Origin of the sequence: Escherichia sp. MOD1-EC5189 (genome assembly GCF_002966045.1) — a bacterium.
Lineage (GTDB): Bacteria > Pseudomonadota > Gammaproteobacteria > Enterobacterales > Enterobacteriaceae > Escherichia > Escherichia coli_F.
On record NZ_PTRX01000008.1, the window covers coordinates 104,968 to 118,711 of the forward strand.

12 protein-coding genes are annotated in these 13,744 nt (G+C 49.1%); 5 read left to right on the forward strand and 7 right to left on the reverse strand.

Features of this window, described 5'->3' with window-relative positions:
• Positions 1-52: 52 nt before the first annotated feature.
• The gene (gene guaA, locus ATB02_RS09335; RefSeq protein WP_000138270.1) at positions 53-1,630 is read left to right on the forward strand and encodes a glutamine-hydrolyzing GMP synthase; all 1,578 of its coding nucleotides are present in this window, start codon (positions 53-55) and stop codon (positions 1,628-1,630) included.
• 93 nt (positions 1,631-1,723) lie between these two features.
• Here the strand turns inward: guaA and ATB02_RS09340 are convergent, their stop codons facing one another.
• The 3 genes from ATB02_RS09340 to ATB02_RS09355 form a co-directional block, all read right to left on the reverse strand.
• The gene (locus ATB02_RS09340) at positions 1,724-2,263 is read right to left on the reverse strand and encodes a DUF5384 family protein (protein ID WP_105271459.1); all 540 of its coding nucleotides are present in this window, start codon (positions 2,261-2,263) and stop codon (positions 1,724-1,726) included.
• A gap of 15 nt (positions 2,264-2,278) precedes the next feature.
• Entirely contained in the window at positions 2,279-2,797 is a 519-nt protein-coding gene (locus ATB02_RS09345) for a glycine zipper 2TM domain-containing protein (protein ID WP_001295476.1), read from the reverse strand.
• A 310-nt stretch (positions 2,798-3,107) separates the two neighbouring features.
• On the reverse strand, positions 3,108-3,299 hold the full coding sequence (locus ATB02_RS09355) for a YfgG family protein (protein WP_000076001.1): 192 nt from the start codon (positions 3,297-3,299) through the stop codon (positions 3,108-3,110).
• 17 nt (positions 3,300-3,316) lie between these two features.
• Here ATB02_RS09355 and ATB02_RS26445 point away from each other — a divergent pair, with 17 nt between their 5' ends.
• Together ATB02_RS26445 and pdeF are read left to right on the forward strand one after the other, a co-directional pair.
• On the forward strand, positions 3,317-3,469 hold the full coding sequence (locus ATB02_RS26445) for a hypothetical protein (protein WP_000017552.1): 153 nt from the start codon (positions 3,317-3,319) through the stop codon (positions 3,467-3,469).
• Positions 3,470-3,650: 181 nt separating this feature from the next.
• On the forward strand, positions 3,651-5,894 hold the full coding sequence (pdeF, locus tag ATB02_RS09365) for a cyclic-guanylate-specific phosphodiesterase PdeF (RefSeq protein ID WP_105271460.1): 2,244 nt from the start codon (positions 3,651-3,653) through the stop codon (positions 5,892-5,894).
• A gap of 38 nt (positions 5,895-5,932) precedes the next feature.
• On the opposite strand, the gene ppx is transcribed toward pdeF, so the two are convergent.
• The 4 genes from ppx to purM form a co-directional block, all read right to left on the reverse strand.
• The gene (ppx, locus tag ATB02_RS09370; protein ID WP_105271461.1) at positions 5,933-7,474 is read right to left on the reverse strand and encodes an exopolyphosphatase; all 1,542 of its coding nucleotides are present in this window, start codon (positions 7,472-7,474) and stop codon (positions 5,933-5,935) included.
• A 4-nt stretch (positions 7,475-7,478) separates the two neighbouring features.
• Positions 7,479-9,545: a polyphosphate kinase 1 gene (ppk1, locus tag ATB02_RS09375; RefSeq protein WP_105271462.1), complete on the reverse strand. Its 2,067-nt coding sequence runs from the start codon at positions 9,543-9,545 to the stop codon at positions 7,479-7,481.
• A 171-nt stretch (positions 9,546-9,716) separates the two neighbouring features.
• The gene (purN, locus tag ATB02_RS09380; RefSeq protein ID WP_032184872.1) at positions 9,717-10,355 is read right to left on the reverse strand and encodes a phosphoribosylglycinamide formyltransferase; all 639 of its coding nucleotides are present in this window, start codon (positions 10,353-10,355) and stop codon (positions 9,717-9,719) included.
• Positions 10,355-11,392: a phosphoribosylformylglycinamidine cyclo-ligase gene (gene purM, locus ATB02_RS09385; RefSeq protein ID WP_105271463.1), complete on the reverse strand. Its 1,038-nt coding sequence runs from the start codon at positions 11,390-11,392 to the stop codon at positions 10,355-10,357. Before purM ends, purN begins: the two co-directional genes overlap by 1 nt.
• A 324-nt stretch (positions 11,393-11,716) precedes the next feature.
• Here purM and upp point away from each other — a divergent pair, with 324 nt between their 5' ends.
• Both upp and uraA read left to right on the forward strand, forming a co-directional pair.
• A complete protein-coding gene (gene upp, locus ATB02_RS09395; protein ID WP_001295473.1) occupies positions 11,717-12,343 on the forward strand; it encodes a uracil phosphoribosyltransferase in 627 nt (208 codons plus the stop codon).
• Positions 12,344-12,428: 85 nt separating this feature from the next.
• The gene (gene uraA / locus ATB02_RS09400) at positions 12,429-13,718 is read left to right on the forward strand and encodes a uracil permease (protein WP_000198328.1); all 1,290 of its coding nucleotides are present in this window, start codon (positions 12,429-12,431) and stop codon (positions 13,716-13,718) included.
• Positions 13,719-13,744 lie beyond the last annotated feature (26 nt).

Here is a 13,744-nt window from a genome sequence, read left to right on the forward strand (position 1 = left end):
TCATGTCGGGCGATTTATATTATCTGTTTCACTTGCCTCGGAATAAGCGTCAATGACGGAAAACATTCATAAGCATCGCATCCTCATTCTGGACTTCGGTTCTCAGTACACCCAACTGGTTGCGCGCCGCGTGCGTGAACTGGGTGTTTACTGCGAACTGTGGGCGTGGGATGTGACAGAAGCACAAATTCGTGACTTCAATCCAAGCGGCATTATTCTTTCCGGCGGCCCGGAAAGCACCACCGAAGAAAACAGCCCGCGTGCGCCGCAGTATGTCTTTGAAGCAGGCGTACCGGTATTCGGCGTTTGCTATGGTATGCAGACCATGGCAATGCAGTTGGGTGGTCATGTTGAAGCCTCTAACGAACGTGAATTTGGCTATGCGCAGGTTGAAGTCGTAAACGACAGCGCACTGGTTCGCGGTATCGAAGATGCTCTGACAGCAGACGGTAAACCTCTGCTCGATGTCTGGATGAGCCACGGCGATAAAGTTACCGCTATCCCGTCCGACTTCATCACCGTAGCCAGCACCGAAAGCTGCCCGTTCGCCATCATGGCAAATGAAGAAAAACGCTTCTATGGCGTACAGTTCCACCCGGAAGTGACTCACACCCGCCAGGGGATGCGCATGCTGGAGCGTTTTGTGCGTGATATCTGCCAGTGTGAAGCCCTGTGGACGCCAGCGAAAATTATTGACGATGCAGTAGCCCGTATCCGCGAGCAGGTAGGCGACGATAAAGTGATCCTCGGCCTCTCTGGTGGCGTGGATTCCTCCGTGACTGCAATGCTGCTGCACCGCGCAATCGGCAAAAACCTGACTTGCGTATTCGTCGACAACGGCCTGCTGCGTCTCAACGAAGCAGAGCAGGTTCTGGATATGTTTGGCGATCACTTTGGTCTGAACATTGTTCACGTTCCGGCAGAAGATCGCTTCTTGTCAGCGCTGGCTGGTGAAAACGATCCGGAAGCAAAACGTAAAATCATCGGTCGCGTTTTCGTTGAAGTATTCGATGAAGAAGCGCTGAAACTGGAAGATGTGAAGTGGCTGGCGCAGGGTACTATCTACCCTGATGTTATCGAATCTGCCGCGTCTGCAACCGGTAAAGCTCACGTCATCAAATCTCACCACAACGTGGGCGGCCTGCCGAAAGAGATGAAGATGGGCCTGGTTGAACCGCTGAAAGAGCTGTTCAAAGACGAAGTGCGTAAAATTGGTCTGGAGCTGGGCCTGCCGTACGACATGCTGTACCGTCACCCGTTCCCGGGACCAGGGCTTGGCGTTCGTGTGCTGGGCGAAGTGAAGAAAGAGTACTGCGACCTGCTGCGCCGTGCTGATGCCATCTTCATTGAAGAACTGCGTAAAGCGGACCTGTACGACAAAGTTAGCCAGGCGTTTACCGTGTTCCTGCCGGTACGTTCTGTTGGCGTAATGGGCGATGGTCGTAAATACGACTGGGTTGTGTCTCTGCGTGCCGTCGAAACCATCGACTTTATGACCGCACACTGGGCGCATCTGCCGTACGATTTCCTTGGTCGCGTTTCCAACCGCATTATCAATGAAGTGAACGGTATTTCCCGCGTGGTGTATGACATCAGCGGCAAGCCACCGGCGACTATTGAGTGGGAATGATTTGATCCCTGCACTATGAATTAGCAAAACCCTCTGTTACTACAGAGGGTTTTTTATACTCACGAATCATAGGATTGAAGTTACTGACATCGCTTAGTTAAACCAGCTGTCCGATTTGTTCTCTTCTGCTTTGCCCACGCTTTTCATCAGATCGCGACCGCCTTCAGTCATATTCCTGTTTGCGTCAGCTTCAGATTGCACCACATCGGTTTGCGCAGCTTTGTGCTTCAGTTCCTGATCGATAAATTCGTTTTCTCGCTTAACGCGGGCTTCTTCTTTCGCCAGCGCCAGTTTTTGTTTCTGAATCTCTAAGCTGCGTAGCTCATCTTCATAACTTTGATCGCGTTTCTTGTCCGCAGTGGCTTCGGCGTCCAGTTTATCCTGACGAGCTTTCTTATTTGCCGCTACCGTTGCCGCTCTTTTGTTAGCGGCGGCCTGGGCGTTTGCGCGACGTTGCTTCTCTTGCTGGATTTCCCTGTTGCGCTCCGCGACCCATTCGTCATGCTGCCTTTGCTCTTCATTTTTACCTTGCTGTTCCTCTTCTGCGACAGCAGAGAGTTGATCCTGCAATGATGAGGCGATAGCCGGATAGCTTAAGGAGGCTAAGATGGCGCAAAGAAAAACTTTCTTCATGACTCCTCCTGATTATTAGCTCTTTTCAGGACATTTGGTATTTGGCTGAATACGCGTTTCGTTATACGTCGTGGTAATAACAACGGCTAAACCTGTCGTAAACTGGCACTCTTTACCCACCTGGGTGGAGGTATACACTTTGGTGCCTTCCTTATACGTTAGAGAAACACCTTCCACTAAGGTTTTATCATTCACCATAGAACCTGCTGCCGCGCCAACAGCTCCGCCGCCAACTGCACCTGCCGTCGTTCCGGAATTGCTGCCAGACCCCACGTTGTGGCCGATAACACCGCCAGCGACTGCACCAATAAGCGCGCCGAAGGCTTGTGCGTTTCGTTTATTTTGGGAGTTGTCTACGGCAACTTTTGCGGGAAGAATGGAAATAATATTAACGGTTTTAGTTTCTTGTTTGGTATTCAGTTGATCGGTTTGATAAACATCGGCGGCATGATCATCAGCATTTGACTGGCATCCTGCCAGAGTGAATGACGCTAACATTGCCACAGGCAGAAGACATTTTTTAAATTTCATCACTATTCCTTGTTATACACATTACGAAAAATAAGACATTTAAGATCATCAAAAGAGGAAAGTAAATGTATTGCGTATAAAGGAATAGATTAAATTTATTAAAATTCATGTGGAAAATAATTTATAAAAATACATCATTAAAACATATGTATTAATTTTATATTTATTTCGCAGCCAAACAGGATAAACATCAGTCAGGACAAAGACGTAAAATTTAAGATGAAAGAATATCTGCCGCTTTGATAATCCCAAAGAGCAAAAGCATCCGACAGCGAGGTGCCGTTATGTTCTGTGAAAGTGGAGAAGGTAACCGCTAACGTTGTACCGGTGATTCGACGGAGAGTGTGGATTGCTGAGCTTCTTTTTTGCTCTGATGGTGCTGCCATGCACCGACGGACGAGTAGATAAAACGGCCAAAGAAGAAGATAAAGCTGATGAGCAGTACGATACGGGTCATGCGACTGTTAAATCGGTGTCGTTTTCGCATACTGGTTGCCTGACTCACAAAAGGTTCCTTGAAGTATGTCCCACGCCGTGGACGGTACTTACATTAAGGCACAACAGGACAAAATGGTCAATTCTTCGTTATGTAAAAAAGCGTCAGTGGATACATATTTTAATGTTATGGAAGTTAATTTAATTATTTACAATGATGATGTAATAATGATGAATTAACATGATAAACGTAATAATTCATTAATCAGGGTTATTTTGTTTGATATATATCAATTGGAACTTTCATATGACACTTAGAATCAATGCTCTCTATAGTGATGAATAATCATCATTCGAAGTCAGGTGGGATGCCTGTCTGAATACACCTCCTTCAGGATGTGGGGGATTCTGCTGAGCATCTATGAAACTGAATGCAACCTATATAAAAATACGTGATAAATGGTGGGGGCTTCCGCTGTTCCTGCCTTCTTTAATCTTGCCCATTTTCGCCCATATTAATACTTTCGCGCATATTTCTTCCGGTGAGGTTTTTCTCTTTTACCTGCCTTTGGCACTGATGATCAGCATGATGATGTTTTTCAGCTGGGCGGCATTGCCAGGGATCGCCTTAGGGATTTTTGTCCGCAAATATTCAGAGCTGGGTTTTTACGAAACGCTCTCATTAACAGCTAATTTTATTATCATTATCATTCTCTGTTGGGGCGGTTACAGGGTCTTTACTCCCCGGCGTAACAACGTTTCACATGGTGATACCCGTTTAATTTCCCAGCGTATATTCTGGCAGATTGTGTTTCCTGCAACGCTGTTTCTGATACTTTTCCAGTTTGCTGCGTTTGTAGGGTTACTGGCGAGTAGAGAAAATCTGGTCGGCGTCATGCCTTTTAACCTCGGGACCTTAATCAATTATCAGGCCTTACTGGTGGGCAATCTGATTGGTGTTCCGCTGTGCTACTTCATCATTCGGGTGGTGCGAAATCCGTTTTATTTACGCAGCTATTATTCGCAATTAAAACAGCAAGTTGATGTCAAAGTCACCAAAAAAGAATTCGCGCTCTGGCTATTGGCATTAGGTGCGTTGTTGTTGCTGTTATGCATGCCGTTAAATGAAAAAAGCACGATTTTCAGCACCAATTATACCTTGTCATTATTGCTACCCCTGATGATGTGGGGAGCCATGCGCTATGGTTATAAGTTGATTTCGCTGCTCTGGGCGGTCGTGCTGATGATCAGCATCCACAGCTATCAAAATTACATTCCCATTTATCCTGGCTATACCACGCAACTGACCATAACCTCCTCCAGTTATCTGGTATTCTCTTTTATTGTCAATTATATGGCTGTACTGGCAACCCGTCAGCGAGCGGTAGTCAGACGCATTCAGCGGCTTGCGTATGTGGACCCGGTGGTTCATCTGCCAAATGTTCGCGCCCTGAATCGCGCGTTGCGTGATGCCCCCTGGTCTGCGCTTTGTTATTTACGCATCCCCGGCATGGAAATGCTGGTTAAGAACTATGGCATCATGCTACGGATTCAATACAAGCAAAAACTTTCTCACTGGCTGTCACCATTGCTGGAACCGGGTGAAGATGTTTATCAGCTTTCGGGTAACGATCTCGCGCTGCGACTGAATACAGAATCGCACCAGGAGCGCATTACCGCACTGGATAGCCATCTCAAGCAATTTCGTTTCTTTTGGGATGGAATGCCGATGCAACCGCAGATTGGCGTCAGTTACTGCTATGTGCGCTCGCCGGTGAATCATATCTACTTACTGCTGGGAGAGCTAAATACGGTCGCCGAACTTTCCATCGTGACCAACGCCCCGGAAAATATGCAGCGTCGCGGGGCAATGTATTTGCAACGCGAATTGAAAGATAAAGTCGCGATGATGAATCGGCTACAGCAGGCGCTGGAACACAACCATTTTTTCCTGATGGCCCAGCCGATTACCGGTATGCGTGGTGATGTCTACCATGAGATCCTTCTGCGCATGAAAGGTGATAATGATGAACTGATCAGCCCCGACAGCTTCTTGCCGGTCGCGCACGAATTTGGTTTATCGTCGAGTATCGACATGTGGGTCATTGAGCATACGCTGCAATTTATGGCTGAAAACAGAGCGAAGATGCCCGCTCACCGTTTTGCGATTAATCTGTCGCCAACCTCGGTATGTCAGGCTCGTTTTCCTGTTGAAGTCAGTCAGCTGCTGGCTAAATACCAGATTGAAGCGTGGCAACTTATTTTTGAAGTCACCGAAAGTAATGCGCTGACCAATGTTAAGCAGGCGCAAATCACCTTGCAGCATCTTCAGGAATTAGGCTGCCAGATTGCGATTGATGATTTCGGCACCGGCTACGCCAGCTATGCGCGGCTTAAAAATGTGAATGCCGATCTCCTTAAAATTGACGGCAGTTTTATCCGCAATATTGTGTCAAATAGTCTGGATTACCAGATAGTGGCGTCGATTTGTCACCTGGCGCGAATGAAGAAAATGCTGGTAGTGGCAGAGTACGTTGAAAACGAAGAGATCCGCGAGGCGGTGCTTTCTTTAGGGATAGATTATATGCAGGGTTATCTTATTGGTAAGCCGCAACCGTTAATTGATACGCTGAATGAAATCGAACCCATTCGCGAAAGTGCCTGAACAGCGAGGGCCGACATTTCTCGTCGGCCCGCAAAGCATTAAGCAGCGATTTCAGGTGAACTTTCTTCTTCAATTTTCAATCGCCAGCCAGCCACGCCTTCCCAGTATTCTTGCTCCTTTTCCAGATCAAGCAGTACCAGTGCATTCTGACTAAACCAGTCATGCGGAAAACGCAATGTCCAGTGACTGTCATCGGTAATCAGCGTTAATGTTGGCGGTGTGGTGGTTGCCTGACGTTGATTGTTGAGCAAGACGCCAAGACGCAATAGCTGAATCAGCGGCAGAAACTGTTTCTTTTTAAACAAGGTAAAGCGCGGCAGATCGTCGAGCTTAATCGCTTTACGGTGATAGCGTACCAGCGTCGCCATCATCAGCTGCTGTTCCTGATTAAATCCCGGTAAATCGCTGTTTTGCAAGATATAAGCGGAGTGGCGATGCAAACCGCTATGGTTGATATTCAATCCGACCTCATGCAGCATGGCGGCCCATCGCAGTAGCGCTTCCAGTTGCGGATGCGTCAGCTTCGGTTGCTGCTCCCGCCACTGTTCGTACATTTGCATAGTGGTATCCAGCACCCGTCGGGCCTGTTCACTGTCGATGTGATACTGGTTAGCGAGACTACTGGCGGTGCGACTACGCACATCCTGATGACGGAAACGTCCTTCCATTTCATACAATACGCCTTCGCGTAACGCCCCATCAGAAAGGCGCAGTTCACGGATGGCTAAGGCATCAAACACACCGCATAAAATCGCCAGTCCAGGAACGAAGACAGTTTTCCGTTCTTCGGAAAGACCCGGTAAACTCAGCGATGCGAAATTACGGTGACGTAAAACTTCTTTTACCAGTTTTTCCAGACGTTCCGGGGTAATTATCCCGTCTTTCTCGCCCATTTCCATTAACACTTCATGGGCGGCTTTTATGGTACCGGAAGCGCCCATTGCCACGTTCCAGCCTTGAATGCGAAATTGCCAGGTTAAAGTTTCCAGTTTTTGTGCTGCCGCCATGCGAGCGCGCTGAAAATTCTCTTTATTGATGACCCCGCCAGGGAAATAAAGCTGGGCAAAGCTGACACAACCCATCCGGCGGCTTTCAACGAGAATCGGTTCGAAATTTTCACCAATCACCAGTTCCGTAGATCCGCCGCCAATATCAATAACCAGTTTGCGACCTTTTTCCGGCTGGGTATGTTCCACGCCCATGAAAATCAGACGGGCTTCTTCATTACCGGAAATAATTTCAATCGGGTAGGGAATGACCTTTTCCGCGCGTTTCAAAAAGTCAGTAGCATTCAACGCCTGACGCAGCGTATGGGTGCCAACAATACAAACGCTGGCAGGCGAAAATCCCTGCAAGCGTTCAGCAAACAACGATAGGCAGTTCAATCCGCGTGTGATTGCCTCTTCACTCAACATATTATCTGGCCCCAGACCGTCTGCCAGATGGACCCGCTGTTTCAGGCGACCAATAATCTGCATAGCGCCATCCACCACACGGGCAATAACCATGTGGAAACTGTTTGAACCAAGATCGACCGCAGCAAACTCCTGCGGACGAGGGGATTTGTCGTGTATTGGCATAGGGTTATTCAGGTTGTTCGAGGGATTTGATGTAATCGTAAATCGCCAACTGCGCCCGCACTTTGCGGCGGTTACCGCGGGGAACGTAGCGATTACTAAGTTCTTTATCGATATAACGCGCTTTGACCGTATCGCTGAATAAAATGTCGATGATGTCCAGTACTCGCTGCTTCAGGCGTGGATCGAGTAGTGGCGTCGCTACTTCAATACGATAATCAATATTGCGCGTCATCCAGTCGGCGGAAGAAAGATAAACCTTTTTATCGCCGCCATTTTCAAAAATATAAACCCGGTCATGTTCAAGGTAACGGTCAACAATACTGATAGCACGGATGTTATCACTAATGCCTTCCAGATTAGGGATCAGCGAACACATGCCGCGAACCAGCAGATTCACCGGCACGCCGGAGCTGGAAGCCGCATACAGACGGTCGACCAGACCTTTATCGACAAGGTTATTTAGCTTTAGAGTGATACCGCTGGGCAGCCCTTGCTGCGCGTTGGCGATCTCGCGGTCCACCATCTCATACAACAAACGGCGGGAGTTTTGTGGTGACACCATTAAATAATCAAATGTCACCGGACGGTATGGGTTTTCAATAAAGTTGAACACACGCCGTACTTCGTTGGTGATGCGCGCATCAGCGGTCAGCAACGAATAGTCAGTATAAAGCCGCGCGGTTTTTTCGTTAAAGTTCCCGGTCCCGATGTGCGCGTAACGCACCACTTCACCGTTTTCTTTACGTGAAATCAGGAACAGCTTGGCGTGAATTTTCAGCCCCGGCGCAGAGAAGATAACGTGCACGCCTGCTTCGGTCAGGCGCTTCGCCCAGTGAATATTGGCTTCTTCGTCAAAACGCGCCTGTAGCTCAACCACCACGGTCACTTTTTTACCGTTGTGCGCGGCGTGGATCATCGAGTCGATGATGCGTGAATCTTTCGCCACGCGGTAAATGTTAATTTTAATCGCCAGTACGCTCGGGTCGAACGAAGCCTGACGCAGCAGTTCCAGTACATGCTCAAAAGTGTGATAAGGATAATAGAGCAACACATCGCGTTCGCGAATAGCATCAAAACCATTGCGGAACTGGGCTTTATCAAACCAAATGTGGCGTAAACGCGGCAGTGGTTTGTTCACCAGATTGGCTTTGCCGACGTTGGGGAAATTAATAAAGTCTTTAAAATTGTGATAACGACCGCCGGGGACAATGGAGTCGTAGCGGGAAATAGTCAGTTTTTCACGTAATACTTCAACCAGCGCATTGGGCATATCGCGCTGATAAACAAAACGCACCGGCTCAGCAGTTAAACGCTGCTTGAGACTGGAAGACATCAACTCCATCAGGCTGGCTTCCATCTCATGCACTAAATCGTATTCGGCATCGCGGGTCATCTTCATTGAATAGGCATTCAGCGCGTCATAATCAAAGAAGCCTTTGAAAATATCATCAAGGCAGTAACGCAGAATGTTATCCAGAAGAATCATCGGCTTGCGTCGACGCGGCGCTTCTGGCGGTAAATTCACAAATCGCGGCACTTTATCTGATGGGATCTCCAGCAGCGCGTAACGGATGGTATCGCCACGGATAATTTCCACCGCCAGATAGGTGTAATCATCTTTCAGGAACTGCACTAAGTCAGTGTCAGGATTGATTAAAATCGGCGTAATGTGCTGACGCAGATACTGCTTAAAATAATGACGCAGCCAGCTTTGTTGATTGACGGAGAGCTGGCGTTCATTAATCAGGAAGATCTGGTTGCGCGCCATCTCCAGCAACAGCTCGTTGTAGAGGCCGTCGAATTCCTGATCGGCTTTCAGCACCCGGGACTGAATTTTGCCCAGTAAATGGCGGGAATGAGAGTTGGAACCTTGTTCTTCGCTAATAATGATGCGTCGCTTCAGTTCAGCGAAGCGGACTTTATAGAACTCATCAAGGTTATTGGAATAGATCCCCAGGAAACGCATCCTTTCAATCAGCGGGTTAGATTTGTCCGCCGCTTCCTGAAGCACGCGTTCATTGAACGATAACCAACTGAGCTCTTTTTCGATGTATAGCTTTTCCTGACCCATTACCACTTTTACTCCGTTTTATTCACGGGACACTGCCTGGATATTATGGCGAGCAATATTGGCAGATGTCCAACTATGCCAGAAAAGGGGGAAAAAAACTGCTGGAGCTTGCGATTTACAGGTGAATTGAAAAACGCCAGCGGCAGAGCTGGCGCTTTAACTACGGGGGCATTACTCGTCGGCAGCGTAGCCCTGCGGCGGCAGACGTTGACCATCCAGCCACGCGGCGTTTTCGTGCATTTTCAGACGACCATCGGCAAACCAGCTAATCACCAGTGGATAAATAGCGTGTTCCTGGGTTTGCACGCGGGCGGTGATGTCATCCTCCGTATCACCAGCAAATACCGGGACTTTCGCCTGTAAAATAACCGGGCCACCGTCCAGTTCATCGGTGACGAAATGCACCGATGTACCGTGCTCTTCATCGCCATTTTCCAGCGCCTGACGATGGGTGTGTAATCCGGGATATTTCGGCAGCAGAGAAGGGTGAATGTTCAGCAAACGCCCGGCATAGTGGGAGACAAACGCCGGGCTGAGAATGCGCATAAAACCAGCCAGCACGACCACATCGGGTGCGTACATGTCGATTTCATGAATCAACTCCCGGTCATAGGCTTCACGACTGTCAAACGCGCTGGCGATGAGCGTATGCGTTGCAATACCCGCCTGGCGGGCGCGTTCAAGGCCGAACGCGTCGGCCTTATTGCTGAAAACTGCCCGTACGGTGCCTTTAATTTTATTGGTTTTGCAGGAGTCAATAATTGCCTGCAAATTACTTCCGTTGCCGGAAATAAGCACCACAATATTCATTATTCGATAACCACGCGTTGTTCGGAATCAGAGGCTTTGATGATACCGATTTTCCACGCGTTTTCACCGTTGGCATTGAGCAGGGCGAGGGCTTTGTCCACTTCCGGAGCAGGCAGGGCAATAATCATCCCGACGCCGCAGTTGAAGGTGCGATACATTTCATGGCGCTCAACGTTACCTGCCGTTTGCAGCCAGTTGAACACTTCCGGCCACTGCCAGGAAGATTCATCAATCACTGCCTGGGTATTATCTGGCAATACGCGCGGAATGTTTTCCCAGAAGCCGCCGCCGGTCAGGTGTGCAATAGCATGCACATCAACGTTTTCAATCAACTCCAGCACGGACTTCACGTAAATGCGGGTTGGTGCCAGCAGATGATCGGCTAATGGCTTACCATCAAGTTCGGTGGTTAACGGATCACAACCGCTGACTTCAAGAATTTTGCGCACCAGCGAATAGCCGTTCGAGTGCGGACCGCTGGAGCCGAGTGCAATCAGCACATCGCCATCGCTGACTTTAGAGCCGTCGATGATTTCTGATTTTTCTACCACACCAACGCAGAAACCAGCGACATCGTAATCTTCACCGTGATACATCCCCGGCATTTCTGCCGTTTCGCCACCCACCAGTGAACAGCCCGATTGCAGACAACCTTCCGCAATGCCGCTGATCACCGCTGAAGCGGTATCAACATCCAGTTTTCCGGTTGCGTAATAGTCGAGGAAAAACAGCGGTTCCGCACCTTGCACCACCAGGTCATTAACGCACATGGCGACCAGATCGATACCAATGGTGTCGTGACGTTTTAAGTCCATCGCCAGACGCAGCTTGGTGCCAACGCCATCAGTGCCGGACACCAGCACGGGTTCACGATATTTTTGCGGCAATGCACACAGCGCACCGAAGCCGCCCAGACCGCCCATCACTTCCGGACGACGCGTTTTCTTCACTACGCCTTTGATTCTTCCAACCAGAGCATTACCCGCGTCAATATCAACACCGGCATCTTTGTAGCTAAGAGAGGTTTTATCGGTCACTGCTTGGGTCCCCACGCGTTACTTGCGGTAGAAAAATAAAATTCGGCGCAATTCTAACAGGGAAAGCAAACGTTTGCGAGACTGCTTTACACAACCTTTTTGTACGTCTTTTCCCCAGGCGCGCGGCAAATGAATACTTGTACCAGGGCAAAGGATCGTTTTCGGATGGAATAATCTTCTTCCATAACCATTTGAATATAAAATAACTTTATCTCAAACCGTTATCATTTTGACTAAAGTCAACGAAAATAATATTGCCGCCTTGAAGAAAGGAGGTATAATCCGTCGATTTTTTTTGTGGCTGCCCCTCAAAGGAGAAAGAGTATGAAGATCGTGGAAGTCAAACACCCACTCGTCAAACACAAGCTGGGACTGATGCGTGAGCAAGATATCAGCACCAAGCGCTTTCGCGAACTCGCTTCCGAAGTGGGTAGCCTGCTGACTTACGAAGCGACCGCCGACCTCGAAACGGAAAAAGTAACTATCGAAGGCTGGAACGGCCCGGTAGAAATCGATCAGATCAAAGGTAAGAAAATTACCGTTGTGCCAATTCTGCGTGCCGGTCTGGGGATGATGGACGGTGTGCTGGAAAACGTTCCGAGCGCACGCATCAGCGTAGTCGGCATGTACCGTAATGAAGAAACGCTGGAGCCGGTACCGTACTTCCAGAAACTGGTTTCTAACATCGATGAGCGTATGGCGCTGATCGTTGACCCAATGCTGGCAACCGGTGGTTCCGTTATCGCGACCATCGACCTGCTGAAAAAAGCGGGCTGCAGCAGCATCAAAGTTCTGGTGCTGGTAGCTGCGCCAGAAGGTATCGCAGCGCTGGAAAAAGCGCACCCGGACGTCGAACTGTATACTGCATCGATTGACCAGGGACTGAACGAGCACGGATACATTATTCCGGGCCTCGGCGATGCCGGCGACAAAATCTTTGGTACGAAATAAAGAATAAAAATAATTAAAGCCGACTTTAAGAGTCGGCTTTTTTTTGAGTAAAGCGCCTATAACACATAATACAGAGGATAATACTATGACGCGCCGTGCTATCGGGGTGAGTGAAAGACCGCCACTTTTACAAACAATCCCGCTTAGTTTGCAACATTTGTTCGCCATGTTTGGTGCAACCGTCCTGGTGCCCGTCTTATTTCATATTAACCCGGCGACTGTACTGTTATTCAATGGTATCGGGACGCTGCTGTATCTCTTCATCTGTAAAGGGAAAATCCCGGCTTATCTTGGTTCCAGCTTTGCCTTTATTTCGCCAGTATTATTACTATTGCCGTTGGGTTATGAAGTCGCGCTGGGCGGCTTTATTATGTGCGGCGTGCTGTTCTGCCTGGTTTCTTTTATCGTGAAGAAAGCGGGGACTGGCTGGCTGGACGTGCTGTTTCCACCTGCGGCAATGGGCGCAATCGTTGCCGTCATCGGTCTGGAGTTGGCGGGCGTAGCTGCCGGTATGGCAGGTTTACTCCCGGCTGAAGGGCAAACGCCAGACTCCAAAACCATCATCATCTCCATTACCACGCTGGCAGTCACGGTTTTAGGTTCCGTGCTGTTTCGTGGTTTCCTGGCAATTATCCCGATTTTAATTGGCGTGCTGGTGGGCTACGCGCTCTCTTTCGCAATGGGAATTGTCGATACCACGCCGATTATTAATGCCCACTGGTTTGCGCTGCCAACTCTCTATACGCCGCGCTTCGAGTGGTTTGCCATTCTGACTATTCTGCCAGCGGCGTTAGTGGTTATTGCCGAACACGTAGGGCACCTGGTGGTAACGGCTAATATCGTCAAAAAAGATCTGCTGCGCGATCCAGGTCTGCACCGTTCGATGTTTGCTAACGGCTTGTCGACCGTGATCTCCGGCTTCTTTGGCTCCACGCCAAATACTACCTACGGGGAAAACATTGGCGTGATGGCGATCACCCGTGTTTACAGTACCTGGGTTATCGGCGGGGCGGCGATTTTCGCTATCCTGCTTTCCTGCGTCGGTAAACTGGCTGCTGCTATCCAGATGATCCCATTGCCGGTGATGGGCGGCGTTTCGCTGCTGCTTTATGGTGTCATCGGTGCTTCCGGTATTCGTGTTTTGATCGAATCGAAAGTGGATTACAACAAAGCACAGAACCTGATCCTGACTTCCGTGATTTTGATCATCGGTGTCAGTGGCGCGAAGGTAAACATCGGCGCGGCGGAGCTGAAAGGTATGGCGCTGGCGACCATCGTCGGTATCGGCTTAAGTTTGATCTTCAAACTGATTAGTGTGCTGCGCCCTGAAGAAGTGGTGCTGGACGCAGAAGACGCGGATATAACAGACAAATAATGTACCGACCGGGCAGTGTTGCTGCC

Coding starts and splice junctions, on each gene's coding strand:
- guaA (WP_000138270.1), top strand. CDS start 53: ATGACGGAAAACATTCATAAGCATCGCATCCTCATTCTGGACTTCGGT.
- ATB02_RS09340 (WP_105271459.1), bottom strand. CDS start 2,263: ATGAAGAAAGTTTTTCTTTGCGCCATCTTAGCCTCCTTAAGCTATCCG.
- ATB02_RS26445 (WP_000017552.1), top strand. CDS start 3,317: ATGTCCCACGCCGTGGACGGTACTTACATTAAGGCACAACAGGACAAA.
- pdeF (WP_105271460.1), top strand. CDS start 3,651: ATGAAACTGAATGCAACCTATATAAAAATACGTGATAAATGGTGGGGG.
- ppx (WP_105271461.1), bottom strand. CDS start 7,474: ATGCCAATACACGACAAATCCCCTCGTCCGCAGGAGTTTGCTGCGGTC.
- ppk1 (WP_105271462.1), bottom strand. CDS start 9,545: ATGGGTCAGGAAAAGCTATACATCGAAAAAGAGCTCAGTTGGTTATCG.
- purN (WP_032184872.1), bottom strand. CDS start 10,355: ATGAATATTGTGGTGCTTATTTCCGGCAACGGAAGTAATTTGCAGGCA.
- upp (WP_001295473.1), top strand. CDS start 11,717: ATGAAGATCGTGGAAGTCAAACACCCACTCGTCAAACACAAGCTGGGA.
- uraA (WP_000198328.1), top strand. CDS start 12,429: ATGACGCGCCGTGCTATCGGGGTGAGTGAAAGACCGCCACTTTTACAA.